Below are 20,624 nucleotides of genomic sequence, written 5' to 3'. Positions count from 1 at the left end.
AAATGACATTGACTGCAAATCATCGTCAATGTCATTTTTTATTATCAGTATTACTTTACATAATTTATATTATTGTTTAACTACAAAGATAGTTTTTTCTTTAGTTTACTGTTAAAATTACATTTGCAATAAACAAAAAATAAGAGGAGTTTTTATGATTTTAACCTGGGATATTATTCGCAGAACAATCGAGATTTTATGGATTATCAATATCGCCTTTGCAGTCTGGACTGTTTTTCGCAGTCATCGTAGCGTTGTTTCTACTTGGGCTTGGATGTTAGTATTAACTATTTTGCCCGGCATTGGCTTTATTCTATATCTTTTCTTTGGGCGTCAACTTTCACATGACGAAATTTTTGCTATTCAAAGTGCTCAAAAAGAGACGCGTAATCGTTATCTCAAAAAACAAAAAGCTATGTTGGCAGAACATGATCTTTTACCCGAAAAAGAGCGCAAACCACGTGCCCGCATGTTATCAGAGCTGAATTTAAACAACGATGATGCTATTTTAACTTTTGCCAATAAAGTTAAGGTTTTCACCAGTGGACCCGAGTTGTTTGACCAAATAATTGCTGATCTTAAGCAAGCTAAAACATCAATTAGTTTAGAGTTCTACACTTTTTATAATGATAATCTAGGAAAGCGTGTCTTACGGGCCTTAGAAGAGGCTTCTGCTAAAGGAGTAAAAGTCAGAGTTATTTATGATGTCTCTGGCTCACGTGGTACTAAACCTGCTTTTTTTAATCATTTAAGAGAGCTTGGTGGCGAAGCACAGCCTTTCATTTCTACTTCTAAAAAGCATTGGTTTACTACACCACGACTAAATTATCATTTACACCGCAAATTAATCGTAATCGACCATCATATTGGCTATATTGGTGGCTTTAACATCGGTGATCAGTACGTTAATCAATCTAAAAAATTTGGTCATTGGCGCGATACACATTTACGTGTTGTGGGTCAATCACCTATCCTAATGGAGACACGCTTTGCCATGGATTGGAATACTTCTATCAGACGAACTGCATTACCTAAATTTGATCTAAGCGAATTACATGCTTTTACTGTCGAACGTAAAGATCTTGACAACGATGATAACGTAGCAATGCAAATCGTTTCTTCAGGTCCCGATAACCAACATTATGGCATTCGCCGAGGATATGAGGGCATCATTGCTGGGGCTAAAAACTATATCTATATTCAAACACCCTATTTAATTCCTGAAGAATCCATTTTAGAAGCATTAATTATTGCTGCTAATAGCGGTGTTGATGTACGCATCATGATCCCTTGCATGCCAGATCATCCCTTTGTTTACCGAGCTACCGAATATTATGCAAAATATTTAGTTGCTCATGGCGTTAAAATTTACAAATATAATGATGGCTTCATCCATGCCAAAACAATGGTTTCTGGCTCCAATATCTCATCTGTTGGTTCAGCCAATCAAGACTTCAGAAGTTATACCTTAAACTTCGAGGTTAACGCTTTTAATTACAATCTTCAATTAACTCAAGAACTTAAACAAATTTTTGAAAAGGACCTAGCTAGTTGCAGTCTTCTAACTAATGAATACTTTAATCAGCAATCTAAATGGCTTAAGTTTAAACAATACTTTTCACGTCTGTTGGCACCTATTTTTTAGAAATAATAAAACCACGAAGCAAAAACTTCGTGGTATTTTTTTACAGATTATTATAAAGATCCTGCATTTCATCATCTTCTGGAGCTAACTTAAGATATCTTTCTAGCAGTTGTTTTGTTATTTCATCATTATTTTGTACATTGAAAAAGATTATCATTTGGCGCAAAAAGTCTGGATTATCCTTGAAATCCGGATAAGCTAGTAAAAATTCGCTCTGTGCTTTCTGAATATCATCCAAATCCTCATATGATAATGCCATATTCCAATGTGCCTGTGGCTCCACGCTTTCCTCATCTAAGTTACTAAATAAGGCAATATTCTCCTTAGCCTGGTGTTCATGAACATATAGGTTAGATAGCTGCATACGTAAATCACTATTGTCTGGCGCTACTTTTAACCCCTTTTCAAGTAAGTCACGAGCTGTATCCAATTCATTCAAATTAGCTGCTGCACGTGCTCCCATTGAATAAAGTGTTTCATCCAGTTCATTGTACGCTAATCCTGCTTGAGCAGTCCTCAATACTTGTTCATTGTCATGCTGATGATCATAAGCTTGTGCTAATAATGGATACGCATTTACATAGTCAGGACTTTGCTCAATCACTTCATCTAAGAACTTAATTGCCTGCTTATCATCACCTACAGATAAGAGAACTAATCCTGCTTCATACTTAGAATCAATATCTAAAATACTATTTGCATGTTCACGAATAACTTTGGCAGCTTCTTCATAATTACCTAATTTGGCAAAAGTCGCAAATAATCTTTGGTACAGATTTACTTCACTAAAAGTACTTTGACGTTTGATTAAATCTTGATATAACTCAAGTGCTTGTTCATAATTACCACTTAAATATTCAATCTCTGCTAAACCAAATTTAATAGCATCTTCTTCTGGAGCTAATTGTAGTGCTCGTATTAATTTGTCCTTAGCTGTTTCTATTAAGCCGTTAGTTTGGTAATAATCAGCTTGTACTAATAGACTATCCAAATAAGCTGAAGAGCTCTCAGGGACATTATATAAAAGCGACAGACCATCGTCATCATCGCCATCATTTAACATAATCTCTGCCAAGTAAACTTTAAATAAATCTTCTTTAGGAAATTTAGCTATTAAAGCTCGATATATTTCTTTTGCTAAATCTGTAAAACCTAAGCCAGTTAGGTTTTCTGCTAAAGATGACAAGACCTCGGGATCATCATTATCTAAAGCTTCTTTTAAAAGGTGTTTGTTTTGTGAAAAATCATGATTTTGAATTGCATCTAGTAATTGTTCAGAATAACTCATAATACCTCCAATCAAGTTACCATTGTACTAAAAAAAGACGCCGGAACAAAGTCCAACGTCCTATCACATTAGTTAAGCTATTACTTAACGGCATCCTTAAGAGCTTTACCTGGCTTAAATGCAGGTACTTCACTAGCTGGGATTTCGATTTCATCACCAGTTTGTGGGTTACGGCCCTTACGAGCAGCACGGTGACGTACTTCAAAAGTACCAAAACCGATTAATTGTACCTTTTCACCCTTAGCAAGGTTTTCTTGAATTGAATCAAGGATAGCATCAACAGTATTTGCAACTTGCTTCTTAGTTAACTTAGTTTTTGAAGCAACTTCTGAAACTAATTCAGCCTTATTTGCCATGAATAATTCACCTCCTGAATTTGAACCTAATGTTCAAAAAATTTTTCTTTGTTTAAGCTAAACAAGGAAAAATGATCACAACTAATCATGTTCCCTAAAAACAAAAATATCACAAAAACCTTATAACAACAAGGTCTTTGTGATATTTTGCTTATCTTTTATTTACGTTTACGTGGCAAAATCTTGATTGGTGTACCCGTAAAATCAAAGTTTTGTCGTAATTGATTAATCAAAAATCGTTCATATGAGAAGTGCATCAGTTCTGGGTCATTCACAAATACAACAAAAGTCGGTGGATTCGTACTTACTTGGGTCATGTAATAAACACGCAATCTCTTACCCTTCACCATTGGAGTTGGAACTAACTTACTTGCTTCAAGCAACAAGTCATTTAAGACACTAGATTGAATTCTTTGATTTTGATTATCATAGACTTCTTTAACCATATTAGGAATTTGATCTAATCTTTGACCTGTCTTGGCAGAAACAAAAAGAATAGGAGCATAGTCCAAATATTGAAATTCATCTCTAATTTCACGTTCAAATTCTTTAGCGCTTGTACTATTCTTTTTCGGCAAATCCCATTTGTTAACGACAATGATGATTCCACGACCCGCCTCGTGAGCATATCCAGCCACATGCTTGTCTTGTTCCCTAATGCCTGTACTTGCATCGAGGACAAGTAAAACCACGTCTGAGCGCTCAATAGCACTCATAGCGCGCATTACAGAGTACTTTTCTGTCTTCTCATACACTTTGCCTCGTCTTCTGATTCCGGCAGTATCAACGACCTTAAATTTTACACCATCATGGGTAAACGGCGTATCGACAGCATCACGAGTTGTTCCTTCTTCATTAGCAACAATTACCCGATCTTCACCAAGTAATTTGTTAACAATTGAAGACTTACCTACATTTGGTCGACCAATCACGCTAAAAGAAATAACATCATCAGCTTCAGTATCTTTATCGTCAGGAAAATCATTAACAATCTGATCAAGCAAATCACCAATACCAGTACCATGACTACTTGAAACAGGAATCGGATCCCCCAATCCTAAACTATAGAAATCATAAATATCGCTTCGCTGTTCAGGATTATCAGCTTTATTTACAGCTAAAATAACTGGCTTTTTAGTACGGTAAAGAAGATGAGCTATTCTTTCGTCTAAATCTGTCACGTGATTTACCACATTGGTTAACATCACGATAACATCTGCTTCTTCAATTGCAATTTCTGCTTGAGCTCTGATTTCTTCTTCGATCTTGCCACCTTCCCAGGTAATACCACCAGTATCGATCAAATCAAACTTATGCCCCATCCATTCGGCTTGAGCATAATTACGATCTCGGGTAACACCCGGTTTGTCCTCAACAATAGCTAAACGTTGATTAATTATTCTATTGAAAAGTGTTGATTTACCAACATTGGGTTGACCAACAATTGCAACAACTGGTAAAACCATTTCTCGCCCTCCTTTACTAATCTAAACATAAATAAAAAAGCCGACTCAAGTCGGCTTTTTTATAAAATGACTACTTACGGTCCTTTAATTGGTCACCAATGATGTCACCTAATGCAAAGCCGTTGTCGTTATCACTCATGTACTTCTTGTTTACTGAATTTTCGTTACGTGAACGACGTGGACGAGAATTATGATTTTCTGAAGAAGCGTTTGAGTCAGCAGCCTTGATTGAAAGTGAAATTCTCCTATCACTTGGGTCAATGTTCAAAACCTTAACCTTAACACTTTGACCAACCTTTAAAACATCGCTTGGCTTGTCAACATGCTTGTTTGAGATTTCTGAAACGTGTACCAAACCTTGAATACCATCAGCAACTTCAACGAAAGCACCAAAGTTAGTTAATGACTTTACTTCACCTTCAAAAATATCGCCTTCGTTTAAGTCAGCTGTAGCTTGTTCAAATGGAGAAGGTTCAGTTTGCTTAATAGACAGGGAAATACGATGTCTGTCATTGTCGATACCAATGACCTTAACCTTAACATCTTGACCAACCTTTAAAACATCGCTTGGCTTGTCAACGTGCTTGTAAGAAATTTCTGAAATATGAACTAAACCGTCAACACCACCAACATCGATGAATGCACCGAAGTTAGTCAAACGTGAAACCTTACCTTCAACAACGTCACCAACAACTAATTGTGATGCAACCTTGTCAAATGCTTCTTCACGTTCTTCTTCAACTAAATCCTTGTGTGAAAGGATTAAGCGGTTCTTGTTAGGATCAATTTCGGTAATCTTAAGTTTCATAGTCTTACCAATGTAAGGCTTAAGATCTGAAACGTAACGGTTTGAAATTAATGAAGCTGGTAAGAAACCACGTGTACCAACATCAACAATTAAACCACCACGAACTGATGAAGTTACAGTACCTTCGACAGCATTTCCGTCTTCGAAGTCTTTTTGTAACTTGTCGTAGGCTTCTCTTTCCTTTAAGCGGGTAACTGAGAAGAAGAATTCACCATTTTCCTTGTCGCCACCGGCTCTTCTTAATACTAAGGCCTTAAACTTGTCACCAGGCTTAACTAAATCACGTAAGTCTGCGTTACGGTCTGAAGTGTATTCACGACGAGTAATGACACCTTCAACACCAGCGTTTTCAACACCAACATCGATTTGGCCGTCTTCAATGTCTAATACTTCGACATCGACAATATCTCCGACCTCAACTCCTTGCATTTGCTTTAATGCGTCTAAAAATTGATTACTGTTTTCTGACATATGTACCTCCCAATATCATGTCCCATTTTATAGGAAACCGAGATATTTTTCTACTATTTTGTGCTATTTTTTCTAATTTTTTTGTTTTTTTTCGATTTGAGCTAAAATTGCCTCTACAACTTCGTCAATCGACATGTTTGTGGTGTCAATTTCAATTGCATCATCTGCCTTTTTTAGCGGTGAAATTTTGCGGTGAGAATCTTTATAATCTCTTGCTGCAATATCTTTTTCAATTTCATCAACTGTTTGGTCAGATTTAATACCACGCTCTTTAAAATCTAATAAACGACGTTCAGCACGTGATCTTGCTGAAGCAACTAAAAAGATCTTAACTTCAGCGTTAGGTAAAACAGTCGTACCAATATCGCGACCATCCATAATGACATTTGTCTTGCCTGCCATTTCACGTTGCAGACTTACCATTTTTTCTCGTACTTTCGGCAAAGCGGATACTTCCGAAACATTAGCTGAAATTTCAGGCGTTCTAATTTCTTTAGAAACGTCCTTTCCAGCTACATATACTTTTTGCTCACCATTTTCAGATTTCAATTCAATTCCATCTTCATCAATGGCATTCAAGATACCCGCTTCATCACCATAATCTAAGTTATGATTACGAGCAATCACTGTACATGCACGATACATTGCCCCTGTGTCTATATAGACAAAGGATAATTTACTTGCAATGATTTTAGCAACTGTACTTTTACCTGCTGATGCAGGACCATCTACTGCTACTTGCATTCTAATAAAAAAGAGATCTTATCATCGACCCCTTTTATCCTTTCTGAAAGATTATTTCAACTTAAGTGTCTGACCTGCTTCAATATTTGAAGAGTCTTTAAGATTATTTAATCTGGCTAATTCATCAACAGTCAAGCCATTCTTTTCTGCTATTTCATTTAAGGTATCTCCACTTTGGACTAAATAAGTCTTAGGAGTAGCAGAACTACTAGATGAGCTTGAACTAGCCTTTTCAGACTTTTTCTTGCTAAAAGAAGATGATGAGGTTTTCTTAGTCTTAACAGACTTGGATGATTTAGAAGAAACCTTCTTAACTGTTTGAACTTCTTCAGCTTTTTCTGAATGGCTTGAAGCCAAACGATGAACAACTGGGATAAGTGCAATTAAAATAACCGCTAAAATTATAATAACTGCTATCCAACGTGCTGATCCACTAGGCTGACTATCTTGTGAGCTTCGCTTTTCAGTAGGTCGTTCATAGTGCTGATATGGCCCGGTTGACTTTTTATCCATCAAAAATTCCTCCATTCACTTAACGGATTAATTTTAGCATATTTTAGGATGCTTTGAATATGAAAAATCCCATCAACTTAAAAAATTGATGGGATGATAACTTAATTCAAATTAAATCTCTTACGAACGAATGGCTTAATTGTTTTCAAGGTAGCTTCAAACAATAAGTAAACAGCCACAGCGTTAATTAATCCTTTTAACAAGTTAAAGGGCATGATAATACTAAAAATGTAGGTTGACATTGATGGTAAATGCAATAACTGACCCAAGTAAACTTTCTCAGTAAAGCTTAACAAGGCACTATAGCTATTAATAGCAGGCAAGTTTGGTACCGCTGTTACTGCGTAAATAGGAGTCAAAACGAAGGCATTAGCCAATGACATCACTGCTGCCATTGCGATAATCCCAATTACCAAACCACAAATTGGTTTAACTCTGCCCATCATTGTCTTGCGGTTATCCGCACTCACATTTTTACTTAATAAATAAAATGGAACTGCAAATGACATTGAAGCTAAGAATGCTGCTAGATTTCCAACAAGGCTTGGTAATGCAAAACCACTAAAAATTAAACTAAGCAACATTCGAATTAAAGCAATAATAACTCCCGGTACAATGCCAAAAATAAACATTCCAATTGTAATAATGACATCTGAAAAATCAAACTTTAAGAAGGCAACTCCAGGCATGATTGGAAATTCAAATTTCATAACTACAAAAGCAATACAGCCAATTAAAGCATATGCAATCACATTAGTTAAACTACTATTCTTGGATTTAGCTTGATCCATAACTTACTTTCCTTTCCCAAAACAAAAGGTCTATTGCTTCAGCAACAGACCTTAAAAAGTGTAGTAAGTTTTTTTAGCCTGTCTTCTTCCATCTAGACTTTAACTATCGGTATCTAACGATTCAACCACTGACGTGGGTCGCGGACTTTCACCGCCGGTCGGGACTTTCACCCTGCCCTGAAGACAATAACCTTGAATATTTAATTACAGTTATAATTTAGTTCAATTGCATTAATTTGTCAACTTCATGCTTCGATAATTCCCGATATTGTCCTGATGTAAGCGAATCCAGAGTTAAAAAGGCATATTTTTCACGAGCAAGCTTATCAACTAAGTGACCTACTGCTTTAAACATTCGCTTAACTTGATGATAATGTCCCTCATGAATTGTAATTTGGACAATTTGTGTGTCTTTCTTATGATCAGTTTTCAATACTTTGACCTTGGCAGGCGCAGCCTTAAAATGATCCAACTTTACTCCTTGAGTCAAGGTTTTAATTTCATCAGGAGTTAAAATCCCTTTAATCTTGGCTACATAGACCTTAGCCACTTCATTTTTAGGGTGCATCAATAAATTTGCTAATTTGCCATCGTTAGTCATTAGCAATAAACCTGACGTATCATAATCTAATCTTCCTACTGGATACAAACGATATGGTAAATCTTCGAAATAATCAACTACAGTTTTTCTACCACGATCGTCTTCTGCAGTCGAAACAACGCCGCGAGGCTTATAAAACAAATACGTGTGTAGGCTTTCCCGCTCAATTGGTTCATCATCGACTGTAATATTACTAAAAGTATCGACTTTAGTACCTAGCTTAGTAACAACATGCCCATCTACTTTAACTCGACCGGCTACAATCATTTTTTCAGCTTTTCTTCTTGAAGCGATTCCTGCTTCCGCAATTACTTTTTGTAATCGTTCTGCCATTTTCTATCCCTCTTTTTCTAAATGTTTGTCTGCGCTACCTTTTGAATCGAATAAGTCAATCTCCTCACCATCAGTTGTATCCTCAAAGTCTTCGATTAACGGTAAATCAGCCAAACTTTGATAATTAAAATATTGTAAAAAATAATCAGTTGTAACATACAACTTAGGATGACCTGGAGCATCTTTTTTGCCGTCTTGTTTAATTAATCCTCGCCAAATCAATGTCTGTAAAGCTCCTGATGAATTTACTCCACGAATATCATCAATTTCTATTCTAGTAATTGGTTGTCGATAAGCAATAATTGAGAGAATTTCAAGTGCTGATTGACTCAAATTCTTAGTTAAATCTTTTTGAAAATACTTTTCAATTATCTTAGCTGTCTGTTGACTAGTTGTCATCTTATAAGTATTTGCAATATGAATTATTTGCATTCCCGAGTCTGGATCAGCCTTCATTTTTTGCTGCAAACGAGTGACTAACTGACCTAGCTCTTCACCATCAACTTCAAGTAGTTCAATTAGATTTTGCTCCTCAAGCCCATTGTCACCTGCGACATACAAAAGAGCTTCTAAATTTGCTAGTTTACTTGCCATTCGTATCAATTCTTTCTAAATTTAAATCACCGAATTCACGTGCTTGTGTAATCTGAATTAATTGTTTTTTACACAATTCTAGTGTCGCTAAAAATAAGCCAATAACATCTGAGATATTCTGCATTTTGTCCGCGCAAGCAAAGAAACTAACTTGCCTTTTTCGTTTCAATTGTCCATGCAAAAAATCCATCATCTCATTGATCGGCGTTTCTGCTACTCTAATTGAAGCGGTATCTGGTTGCTGCAACTTCAAACGATGTAAGACCATCGTAAAAGTCGTCGCTAATTCTTGTGCAGTTATCTGACCCTTAGGCAGCGGTTGAACTTTAGCAGTGGTTGATACACTAGCTTCTTTAGCAACTGTAATCGGTACTTCTTCATTACGTTCTTTAAAATAAGCAGATATTTTCTTAAACACAGAATATTGTACCAATTGTTGCACTAATTCGTCTCTTGGATCTTCATCAGGTTGAATATCATCTACAAAATCGTTTTGAGGCAACAAATACTGTGATTTAATTCGCAATAAAGTTGATGACATGACAAAATACTCGCCTGCAATTTGTAAATTTAAGCTTTGCATTTGGCGCAAGTATTCTAAATATTGACTAGTTATTTGGGCAATTGGGATATCATAAATATCAATTTTTTGCGATTGGATCAAATGCAGTAATAAATCAAGTGGTCCTTCAAAATTCGGTAATTCTAAAGTTAAGTTACTTTTGTCCATTATCTTCTTCTACCGTTTTTAATAAATTTGTATATTCTGGTACAGCAGTTATTCGTTTATCTGGATATTCGTGCTTTAGTTCATCAACAATTTTCCGTTCATAACTAATCTCACGAAAACCAGGAGCTAAAGACAAATATCTAATAATTACAAACTGATTAGATACTTGGGTTCCTATTACGCCCACCATATTATTTTGACTATTACGATAAAGATACAAAATAAAGTCATTTTCATCCTGATTAAGCGTGATTTCTTCTTTTAAGTTTTCGATATTTTTAAAATCAGGTAAATAGGATAGTAATCCCATTGCTATCTTCTCATAATCTTTTTTATATTGTATTAGCATTTAATCACCTAAAGACGAGGATGTGTCTTCTGATAAACATTTAAAATTTGCTTTTGTGATAAATTGGTATAGATCTGTGTCGTGCTAATATCAGAATGTCCTAATATTTCTTGCACTACTCGCAAATCTGCGCCGTTTTCTAGCAAATGTGTTGCAAACGTATGACGTAAAGTGTGTGGCGTGACATCTTTAGTAATTGCCGCCATTTGACAATACTTTTTGATCATCTGCCAAATAGCCTGTCGTGTAATCTTTTTTCCTCGATTATTTAAAAAAATATGTTCATCGCTTTTCCCTACTTGTAAAATTAGCGGATCACGAACTTCATTTTCATATTTTTTTATCCAATCAAGAGCAACAGGACTAATTGGAATCAATCGTTCTTTTTCGCCTTTACCAAGAACCCGAACTAAGCCTAAATTGTCATGTAAATCCTGCAACTCCAAATTAATTAATTCGCTTACTCTCATTCCCGTGGCATATAATGTCTCTAAGATAGCACGATCACGTATACCTAACTTTCGTTTAGTATTTGGCTGCTCAAGTAGCCTATTCATTTCAGCTTGAGAGAGAGCTGTCGGCAAACGACGTTCTTTTTTAGGCAAATCGATTTCCAACATTGGATTTAACTTTTGAATATTTTGCCGAGCTAACCATTGATAAAATTTACGCATGCTAGAAATAAGTCGACTAATTGAGCTGGTTGCTTTGTTCAAATCACGCTGCCGAGCTAAAAACGCATCCACATCGCTTGCTTCAGTTGGCCATGAAGCCATACCTTCATTTTCTACAAAAGTTCGAAATTCTTCTAAATCTTGACGATAAGCATTAATTGTATTATCACTTAATCCTCGTTCAACTTGACTGTAGCGTAAATAATCATCAATTTGATCTTTTAAATTATTCTTCTCCATTATCGTTCTCTTCTGGATCCTTAATTAAAGTAATCGTACCTGCTGTTTTATCTTCTTCAATTAATCCAGCCTTGAGCAAATGACCGACCGCACGTTTAAAAGCTGATTTTGAAATACCAAAGTATGATTTAATTTCTTGTGCACCTGATTTGTCATAGAAAGGTAGAGTCTTGGTTTCTCTTCTCCGCAAACTCATCAAAATCATTTGCGCATCATCATCAATTTCTTCAAAAGCACGAGGCAAAGCACTCAAATTCAAACGTCCATATTGACTGACACCGACTACTCTACCCTTGAATTGCTCACCTAGTCTCATAGGACGTGGCATCTGCGATTCATGTACAAAGCCAAGATAATAATCACTAGTTAAAACAAATGCTCCTATCTCTCGTGTAGCATAAACCGTTGCAAAGACATTTTCATTATTCATTCCACGTGGAAAGTTAGCAGCTAATTGGTCAAAAATATTTTCATCTGCTAGCTTAGCCCAAATACGATCTTTTTCGTCAGTTTCTAATCTTACTAAAAGTCGATCATCACGTCGAGGCCATCTTTCTTTTTCTCTAGGAAGATCATCCATTGATAAAACAACGTCTTTATCAGGTAGACCTACATCAACAAAGACGCCTAAGCCTGGACGTACCTCGGTTACTTTTCCCCAACCATATTGATCGGGTTGCGCGAATGGCAAAAATTGTGTCATTTCTCGATCATGACTTTTATTATCATAAATAAAACCTTCGACTTCATCTCCAATTTTAGGAATATCATCTTGCGTAATCTCGATCTTCTTCAATTCATAAGTCAGTCCATCAATTTGAACATAATAAGCTTTATCGTTTTCGTCAGTAATTTTTCCTTTACGAACTGTTCCAAGCATTTAAAAATCTCCTACTTTACATATTCTTACATATAAGTATAAGAGATTTTTATGCAAAATAAAATAGCCAGCACTTAAGCTGGCTATTTTTTGATTAGCTAATCTATCTAAATTATATTCTTAAAATTAAAGGTTTGAGATTTCGCCTTGGTAGATAGCACCACGACGAGCGTCAACAGTAATAGTTGAACCATCAGAAATCTTGTCAGTAGCGTCAGTAGCACCAACAACAACTGGGATACCTAATGATAAACCGATAACTGCGGCATGTGAAGTTAAACCTGAAGCTTCAACAACTAAACCTGAAGCCTTCTTGATAGCTGGGTTGTAGTCTGGGTCAGTAGTCTTAGCAACTAAGATGTCGCCTTCCTTAACCTTGCTGTTTGCTTCTTCAGCTGAGTTAGCTACAACAGCCTTGCCGATAACTGAACCGTTACCAACACCTAAGCCTTGAACTAACTTGTTACCGATGATTTGTAACTTCATTAAGTTAGTTGTACCTGAGTCACCAAGTGGAGTACCTGCAACGATAATTACAAGGTCGCCATCCTTTACGTAACCCTTTTCCTTAGCTACCTTAGCAGCCATTTCAAACATGTCATCAGTTGACTTAGGCTTTTCAGTCAATACTGGTTGTACACCCCAAACGATACCCAATGAGTGTTGAATCTTTTCGTCAAAGGTCATAGCAATAATGTCAGCATTTGGACGGTACTTAGAAATCATACGTGCAGTGTAACCTGAGTTAGTTGCAGTAATGATAGTCTTAACACCTAATTCTTGAGCAGTACGTACAACTGATTCACCGATAGCTTCAGTTACGTTTGAACCCTTGTAGGCTTCGAATCTTTGAAGAGCTAAAGTATTACGCTTAAGCATTTGCTTTTCAGTACGTTCGTCAATTTCAGCCATAGCCTTAACAGCCTTAACTGGGTAAAGACCATTTGCTGATTCACCTGAAAGCATAGTTGCGTCAGTACCATCAAGAACAGCGTTAGCAACGTCTGAAACTTCGGCACGAGTTGGACGTGGGTTTTCTTGCATTGAGTCAAGCATTTGAGTAGCAGTAATAACTGGCTTACCAAGTGCGTTAGCCTTGCGGATTAGGCTCTTTTGTACAAATGGAACTTCCATAAATGGAATTTCAACACCCATGTCACCACGAGCAACCATTAAACCATCTGAAACTTGCAAAATTTCGTCTGCGTTGTCGATACCTTCTTGAGATTCAATCTTTGGGAAGATCTTAACGTAGTCTGCACCTGCTTCTTCACAAAGCTTACGGATGTCTAAGATATCTTGAGCCTTACGTGCAAATGAAGCAGTAATGAAGTTAATACCATAGTTCAAACCAAACTTAATGTCATCAGTATCCTTTTCAGTAATACCTGGAAGGCGAATTTCAACACCAGGAGCGTTAACACCCTTCTTTGAACCGATTACACCAGTGTTTTGAGCTTCACAAACAAGTTCTCTCTTTGAGTCGTCCTTTTCCTTGATCAAAAGGTCAACCAAACCATCATCGATTAATACGTGACCACCAACGTGAGTATCATCGTATAAACCGTCGTAGGTAACGTGGATCATGTCCTTGTTACCCTTCTTAGTGGCATCCATTGATACACGGATCATGTCACCAGTATTAATAGTGAACTTACCACCTTCTTGTTCAGTGGTTCTGATTTCAGCACCCTTAGTGTCAAGGTCGATACCAAGAAGTAAACCAGTATCCTTTTCCACTTGACGAACCATCTTCATACGAGCAAGGTGTTCTGGGTGGTCACCGTGTGAGAAGTTGAAACGGAATACGTTTGCACCAGCCTTAGCTAAAGCAGTAATAGTTTCAATATCGTTTGAAGCTGGCCCTAAAGTACTAACAATCTTAGTTTTCTTCATTATTAAAAAAATCCTCTCCAAAAATCAACTAAATTAATATTTAGTCATTTCTTCATTTACATCCAATAACGCATAATCACCTTGGTGTTTACCGTCAAACAAATCAAGAATGTCGTGGGTATTAAGTTCACCATTCTCCATGCCGACAGCTAAACCGCCCTTCCCATCGAGAAGTAACTTAACAGCATAATTACCCATCTTAGTAGCATTAACTCTATCTGTAACAGTAGGTGAGCCACCACGTTGCATATGCGCAAGGACATTAGCACGAGCATCAAAGTCACCATATTTAAGGAGTTCGTCCTTAAACTTATCAGCAGCCATAACGCCTTCTGCTAAAACAATGATACCATGATCTTTGCCATCTGCAAAACCACGAGTAAGAGTTTCTGCAATTTCCTTAACATCGTATGAACGTTCAGGAATTACAATTGCGTCTGCTCCACTTGCTACACCGACACGCATAGCGATATCACCACATTCACGACCCATTACATTAACAACGAATACGCGGTGGTGACTGCTTGCAGTATCACGAATTTTATCGATAGCATCCATAGCAGTACGACAAGCAGAATCAAAGCCGATCGTGTAGTCAGTATAAGGAATATCATTATCGATAGTTCCTGGCAAACCAACTGAGTTTACGCCGTGGCGAGTCAAGGCTAAAGCACCATGGTATGAACCGTCACCGCCAATTACGATAACCGCATCAATACCATGTTTCTTTAATTGCTCAACACCCTTTTGTTGCACTTCTTCTTGTGCAAATTCAGGGAAACGAGCACTGTACAAGAAAGTACCGCCTTCACTAATCTTGTGGTCAACATTTTCCGTGGTAAGCGGAACAAAGTCACCTGCAACCAAACCAGCGAAACCATAACGAATTCCAAAGACTTCAAGCCCATGATGGATAGCAGTCTTTGTCACAGCTCTAATTGCTGCATTCATACCAGGGGCGTCTCCGCCACTAGTTAAAATACCAATCCGTTTCATGAATTCACCTCATCATGATTATTTTGTGTAATTTCTCACATCACATAAATATTAACATTTTTTAGGCAAAAAAGCTCACAAAAATTGGGCTAATTTATGCTTTCTTTCCGTATTTAAGTTTGTTAGCACTTACACCCATCGTCAAAGATAGCTTTGTAATTTGAACTTTATTCTTTAAAATTAACTTTTCGCAAATTGGTTAAGAAATACTGTTTTTTATTTTGGTCAAATCGATCACCTTGAACCTTGACTCCTAGTAAATAAATATCTCCTTCTTTTAAAATAGAGCCAAATTTTTCATAAGCCGGTGGAAAAATAATAATTTCTTGTTCGCTAGATGTATCAGCAAAACTAGCAAAAGCCATTGTTTTTCCATTTTTGGTCCTAATTTGCTTTAACTTCATTAATTTACCCACGCTAATACCACTATCATTTAACTGAAATTGATTCAATGGTCTAGCGTTAAATTTTTGTGCATATTTTTGTACAGCTATTAGAGGAGTAGTTGTTGTAGTAAAGCCTAAAGCTTTCTCTTCCATTTCTGCTTTTTGGGCAGCAGTCGGTGGCTCAGCAGGCTTAAGTGGTGCATCCCCCAGAATCTCAGATAAAGACATATTTTGTCCCGTTAATTGCACATTAGCAATTACATCTTTGCAGTTAAGCAATAACTCATTGCGATTATCTTCGATTGAGTCAAATGCTCCAGCCATAATCAATGCTTCAATTGCGTCTACTTGTAAGAACTTAGCATCGATTCTACGCAAAAAATCATTAAAAGACTTATACGGTTTAGTATTGGCAGCTATTTCCTTATCAAAATCAAGACGTAATCCTTTAATTGCTTTTAAACCAACTAAAATCTTGCCATCTTGTAAAGTATAGTCTAATTGGCTGTGATTGATATCAGGCGGCAAAATACGAACTCCAGCTTCCTGAGCTTGCATCGAATAGCTTTGCGCTTTAGCAGACGTTGATGAATTGAGCATCGCTGTGTAAAACGCAGCAGGATAATGAACCTTCAAATAAGCTAGCCAAAAGGCAATCTTGGTATATGCCACCGCGTGTGAACGGTTAAAACCATAGTTAGCAAATTGCTCTATATAATGATAAACTCGCTCACCTACTTCTTTAGGATGACCTTTTTTGACTGTACCAGCAATAAATTTTCCACGTTCTTGCTCAATGACATTCTGATTCTTTTTAGACATCGCACGTCGTAAAATATCGGCTTCACCCAATGAAAATCCTGCCAGGATTTGAGCTGTTTGCATGACTTGTTCCTGATAAACCAAAATTCCATAAGTTGATTGTAAAATTTGCTTTAAACTGGGATCAGGATAATGCACAGTAGCCGTACCATTTTTTCTTGCAACAAATGCGTCAATATTTTGCATTGGACCTGGACGGTATAAAGCGTTCACCGCTACTAGGTCCTCAAAATTGTCGGGATGCAATTTACGCAAAACACCACGAATCCCACCAGATTCAAATTGGAAGACTGCATCTGTTTTACCTTGTTGAAACAGTTCCATTGTTTTGGGATCATTTAACGGAATTGTATTAGGATCTAGCTTTACACCTTGCTGCCGCACTAAAGCTAAAATATTGCCTAAAACTGTCAAATTGCGCAATCCCAAAAAGTCGATCTTTAGCAAACCTAATGATTCAACATATTTTTTGGTTTGCTGAGTTACAGGAATGCCGAAAGGACCAGCCTGCAATCCCGAAATGCCAGCAATCGAATCATCACTAATCACCAATCCAGCCGCATGAATAGAATAATGCCTTGGCAATCCCTCAAGTCCTAAAGCAGTCTTAAATAACAATTTATTCTCAGGCGTTGCATCAACCAATAATCTTAGTTCTCTAGACTCTTGATATGCTTTTTTTAATTCCATTTTATCTTTAGAGTACGGGATTGCGTGAGTCCACTTAGTGATTTCTGGTCCTGTTAAGCCAAAAACCCGGCCAACGTCTCTTAATACTTGTTTAGCAGCCATTGTACCAAAAGTCAAAATTTGAGCAGCATGATCCATGCCATACTTTTGATACATATACTTAATTACTGTATTCCGTTGAATATCAGGAATGTCCAGATCAATATCAGGCATCTCATGACGAGCCGGATTTAAAAAACGCTCAAACAGTAAATTATATTGGATGGGATCAACTTCAGTGATACGCAAAGAGTATGAAACCAGTGAACCACAAGCTGAACCACGTCCTGGACCAGTAGTAATTTTTACTCGGTGACAATAGTTAATTACATCCCATACAATCAAAAAATAATCATCGAACCCCATCTGATTGATGACTCGTAATTCATAATTTAATCTTTTCTGATACTCGGCTGGAATACTTTTTTGACCAAAGCGCGCTTGTAAACCAGTTTGAGCCAAATAACGCAAATATTCTTCTGAAGTCGGGAACTTATCTTGATGATATTTAGGTAAGACCGGTTTTTGAAAGATCACTTCAGCATTACATTTCTGAGCAATTTTCCAAGTATTATTAATTGCATCATCCAAGTCATATTGATGATAGCGTTCTAAAACATTTTGTGCAGAATCCAAATAATGCGAACCAGCTTGCTTAGCTAGTGGCAATATATCTTGCAATTTATCTCCCTTAGCAATCGCACGCAAAGTTTTTTGTAAAAATTGCTCACGTGGCCGTAAATATTGACTATCTTCCACTGCAACTAAAGATAATTCAAATTGCTTAGCTAATCCACGGACATAATCAATGTAATCTATACTTGCTTTTGAAGCATATACACCCAAATAAAGATCAGACGTTAACTTCTTTAGTTGGCGAACATAATCACTGCCTAATGCCTGATTTGTATCATGCAGCGCCATTAATTCACTTTTTAGATTAGCTGGTACGATAATCAACAAATCATCTAAATATTTGGTTAATTCATTCAGCGTTAAGACCTTATCGTTTTGCCCATTTTCCGTTAACAAATTTACCGCGCTAGAAAGTCGCAATAAATTATGATAGCCCTTATTTGTTTTGGCAAAAACTAGCAAATCATATTTTTGGGTGCTATCAACCAAACCATTTAAACGCAGTTGCATCCCAAGAAGTGGTTTAATTCCCGCCTTTTTAGCCAACTCATAAAAACTGACCAAACCATAAGTCACGTTCACGTCGGCTAAACCAACCACAGGATAGCCCTTCTCTTTAGCGTCTTTTATCAAATCACTTACCTTGGTTGGACTACTTAAAAGCGTAAAGGAGCTTATGTTTTGAAGTGCTGCTACTTGCATAAATTAACCACCTTTCGTCATTACAAACATTAAATTAAGTATACCAAATTGAACCAATCAGGTTTGAATTTGCACTTCATTTTTGATAAAATCTTACACGAAAGAAGGAATCATTATGGGTCGTTATATCATCATAACTGTATGGAGCGTAATCTACATGTTAGTTGTAGGCTTTATTGCTGGTCCTTTAACCCGAAGTGCTTCATTCAACGGCACAGATTTAAGAAATTGTGTAATCGTTGGGATCATTTTTGGTATTCTTTTCTCAGCAATTATTGCGACTATTACTGCTCGTTCACACAAAGATAATAGTAAATACAGTAAGTTAAAATAATTATTCAATCTATTCAAAAAAGACGTGAGATGTTTTTATTCTCACGTCTTTTTCGTTTGGTTTAGTAAAACTTATAATTCTTTTTTGTATCTACTTCGACTGGTCCATGAGTCAAATATTCGCTAAACATTTGTACATAGTCCTTATCCAAAGTGGTTTCAATTTTGTCCATACTATATTCAGGATAAAATCCCCCACCCATAGCACGATAGTTGTTAACTGCTAAATGATAAATCTGATCATCTTTGATTGGCTTACCGTGCAAAGTTAGTTTAGTCAGCCGTTCACCTACTGGTCTGGATAAATCCGCTTCATATTCGACTGGATAAAAGACGTCAAAATGATACAACATTGGCTTAGGCTTAATCCATCGATCAATAAAGCCAATGTTTCCTGCTTCATCTTTCTTCAAAAAGCCAGCAGAGTGCTCAATAATATGACGTAATTCTTTACCAGTCAGCTTCACACGACACAACTGATTAGCATACGGATAATTTAACAAAACATCTCTCATAGTAATGGTCTTATCAAATCCCTTAGCTGTCTCACTCATCACTGCAGTTGCCGAAACATCAGCTTTAGTAAACCATAATTGCATTTGCTGGATTAAATTAATAAATGGCGCGCCTTCTATTCTGCCTTTCATTGCATTTTCAATTCGAGCAGGTTTATCTAAATGTGCAATTGGTTGATCTAGCCATTTTTGTGTTCTTTTATCCAAGTCAGATACAATATCAACAATTACAGGATCAGGATCATAATCTTTAGTGTCAATCAACTTAGTGGACATTGATTTGATTTTCTTAGTATCATCATCAATATCAAGAACCACTTCAGCTACAGCTTCACCGCGATAACCTGGTTGAACAATAGCAGTATCGCGTGTAACCAAATTTAAGCGCCGATGCTGGTGACCTGTCAATAGGACATCAACTTCTGGAATTTTGGTTAAAATCTGATAACCTTCATTTTCACCACGATTAGGTTCAGTCGCCTTACCAGTTTCAGGATCGCTTTCAAAGCCACCATGATACATCACAGCTAAAATATCAACCTGAGGGCGTAATATTTTGGCATAATGCTTAATTTTTTCGTAAGCAGAGGCAAACTTTAAGCCTTTTACATTTTCTTTAGGTTCCCAATGTGGGATATATTGCGTTGTAATCCCCAATAAACCAATCTTTAAGCCATTTCTCTTGATAATAGTGTATTCTCTACCAAAAAATGGAACTTCTGTTTCTGCATCCAGTACATTATCATTAATGATTGGTGCCTCATTGTTATCAACATAGTAGCTTAAATAATCTAATCCAAAGTTAAAATCATGGTTACCTAAACAGCGAGCATCATACCCCACTGCATTATAAGCTTGCGTAAAAATACGTAAATCACTATAATCACCAGTTGAATGAGCATAGGAAGCAAGTGGTGAGCCTTGCAAACAATCACCTGCATCGGTAACTACAACATTGTTATCACCATACTTTTTCTTTTCAGATTTAATAACTGAGCTAACTCTACTCAAACTAAAAGGAGCCTGATAGTCGGTTTTATTTTGGTAATCAGTTGGCAACAAAAATCCATGTGTATCACTAGAATGTAAAAATACTAACTTCATTATTTGTTTTTCCTTTTTCTAG

19 protein-coding genes and 1 riboswitch are annotated in these 20,624 nt (G+C 36.7%); of the genes, 2 read left to right on the top strand and 17 right to left on the bottom strand.

Annotated elements, in window-relative coordinates:
- Positions 1-154 precede the first annotated feature (154 nt).
- Positions 155-1,645, top strand: coding sequence for a cardiolipin synthase (gene cls / locus CP363_RS06840; protein WP_013086291.1), 1,491 nt, complete (start codon positions 155-157; stop codon positions 1,643-1,645).
- Between the two features lie 40 nt (positions 1,646-1,685).
- Here cls and CP363_RS06835 read toward each other — a convergent pair whose 3' ends face one another.
- From CP363_RS06835 to CP363_RS06760, 16 genes are all read right to left on the bottom strand, one after another.
- Positions 1,686-2,933 carry a lipopolysaccharide assembly protein LapB gene (locus tag CP363_RS06835; protein ID WP_023488845.1) on the bottom strand — a complete coding sequence of 416 codons (1,248 nt, stop codon included), beginning with the start codon at positions 2,931-2,933 and terminating at the stop codon, positions 1,686-1,688.
- An 80-nt stretch (positions 2,934-3,013) separates the two neighbouring features.
- The gene (locus CP363_RS06830; protein WP_005720183.1) at positions 3,014-3,289 is read right to left on the bottom strand and encodes an HU family DNA-binding protein; all 276 of its coding nucleotides are present in this window, start codon (positions 3,287-3,289) and stop codon (positions 3,014-3,016) included.
- Positions 3,290-3,447: 158 nt separating this feature from the next.
- Entirely contained in the window at positions 3,448-4,755 is a 1,308-nt protein-coding gene (gene der / locus CP363_RS06825; protein ID WP_005720181.1) for a ribosome biogenesis GTPase Der, read from the bottom strand.
- Between the two features lie 70 nt (positions 4,756-4,825).
- A complete protein-coding gene (rpsA, locus tag CP363_RS06820) occupies positions 4,826-6,034 on the bottom strand; it encodes a 30S ribosomal protein S1 (protein WP_005720179.1) in 1,209 nt (402 codons plus the stop codon).
- 72 nt (positions 6,035-6,106) lie between these two features.
- Complete coding sequence (gene cmk, locus CP363_RS06815) at positions 6,107-6,778, bottom strand: (d)CMP kinase (protein ID WP_005729574.1); 672 nt, start codon at positions 6,776-6,778, stop codon at positions 6,107-6,109.
- A 51-nt stretch (positions 6,779-6,829) separates the two neighbouring features.
- A complete protein-coding gene (locus CP363_RS06810; RefSeq protein WP_005725874.1) occupies positions 6,830-7,291 on the bottom strand; it encodes an SAG1386/EF1546 family surface-associated protein in 462 nt (153 codons plus the stop codon).
- A gap of 101 nt (positions 7,292-7,392) precedes the next feature.
- Positions 7,393-8,082: an ECF transporter S component gene (locus tag CP363_RS06805; protein ID WP_005720173.1), complete on the bottom strand. Its 690-nt coding sequence runs from the start codon at positions 8,080-8,082 to the stop codon at positions 7,393-7,395.
- Between the two features lie 76 nt (positions 8,083-8,158).
- A riboswitch (FMN riboswitch) is annotated at positions 8,159-8,271 on the bottom strand.
- A gap of 28 nt (positions 8,272-8,299) precedes the next feature.
- A complete protein-coding gene (locus CP363_RS06800; RefSeq protein ID WP_005720172.1) occupies positions 8,300-9,016 on the bottom strand; it encodes a pseudouridine synthase in 717 nt (238 codons plus the stop codon).
- 3 nt (positions 9,017-9,019) lie between these two features.
- A complete protein-coding gene (gene scpB, locus CP363_RS06795; protein ID WP_005720170.1) occupies positions 9,020-9,610 on the bottom strand; it encodes an SMC-Scp complex subunit ScpB in 591 nt (196 codons plus the stop codon).
- Positions 9,600-10,340, bottom strand: a complete 741-nt coding sequence (locus tag CP363_RS06790) for a ScpA family protein (RefSeq protein WP_005720168.1) — start codon at positions 10,338-10,340, stop codon at positions 9,600-9,602. Before CP363_RS06790 ends, scpB begins: the two co-directional genes overlap by 11 nt.
- A complete protein-coding gene (locus CP363_RS06785; RefSeq protein ID WP_005720166.1) occupies positions 10,327-10,689 on the bottom strand; it encodes a hypothetical protein in 363 nt (120 codons plus the stop codon). The genes CP363_RS06790 and CP363_RS06785 overlap by 14 nt, the downstream gene beginning before the upstream one ends.
- An 8-nt stretch (positions 10,690-10,697) precedes the next feature.
- A complete protein-coding gene (gene xerD, locus CP363_RS06780) occupies positions 10,698-11,603 on the bottom strand; it encodes a site-specific tyrosine recombinase XerD (protein WP_013086287.1) in 906 nt (301 codons plus the stop codon).
- A complete protein-coding gene (locus CP363_RS06775) occupies positions 11,590-12,483 on the bottom strand; it encodes a S1 RNA-binding domain-containing protein (protein ID WP_013086286.1) in 894 nt (297 codons plus the stop codon). The genes xerD and CP363_RS06775 overlap by 14 nt, the downstream gene beginning before the upstream one ends.
- A 126-nt stretch (positions 12,484-12,609) precedes the next feature.
- Positions 12,610-14,379: a pyruvate kinase gene (gene pyk / locus CP363_RS06770; RefSeq protein ID WP_013086285.1), complete on the bottom strand. Its 1,770-nt coding sequence runs from the start codon at positions 14,377-14,379 to the stop codon at positions 12,610-12,612.
- Between the two features lie 33 nt (positions 14,380-14,412).
- Positions 14,413-15,375: a 6-phosphofructokinase gene (pfkA, locus tag CP363_RS06765; protein ID WP_005720158.1), complete on the bottom strand. Its 963-nt coding sequence runs from the start codon at positions 15,373-15,375 to the stop codon at positions 14,413-14,415.
- Between the two features lie 167 nt (positions 15,376-15,542).
- A complete protein-coding gene (locus CP363_RS06760; protein ID WP_098036034.1) occupies positions 15,543-18,650 on the bottom strand; it encodes a DNA polymerase III subunit alpha in 3,108 nt (1,035 codons plus the stop codon).
- Between the two features lie 115 nt (positions 18,651-18,765).
- Between CP363_RS06760 and CP363_RS06755 the strand changes: the two genes are divergently transcribed.
- Complete coding sequence (locus CP363_RS06755) at positions 18,766-18,984, top strand: DUF2929 family protein (RefSeq protein ID WP_098036033.1); 219 nt, start codon at positions 18,766-18,768, stop codon at positions 18,982-18,984.
- 61 nt (positions 18,985-19,045) lie between these two features.
- On the opposite strand, the gene CP363_RS06750 is transcribed toward CP363_RS06755, so the two are convergent.
- Positions 19,046-20,602 carry a bifunctional UDP-sugar hydrolase/5'-nucleotidase gene (locus tag CP363_RS06750; RefSeq protein WP_098036032.1) on the bottom strand — a complete coding sequence of 519 codons (1,557 nt, stop codon included), beginning with the start codon at positions 20,600-20,602 and terminating at the stop codon, positions 19,046-19,048.
- Positions 20,603-20,624: the final 22 nt, after the last annotated feature.

Origin of the sequence: Lactobacillus sp. UMNPBX12 (assembly GCF_002553955.1) — a bacterium.
GTDB lineage: Bacteria > Bacillota > Bacilli > Lactobacillales > Lactobacillaceae > Lactobacillus > Lactobacillus crispatus.
The sequence above is the reverse complement of the archived record's forward strand: the minus strand, read 5'-3'. Positions and strand labels throughout refer to the sequence as shown.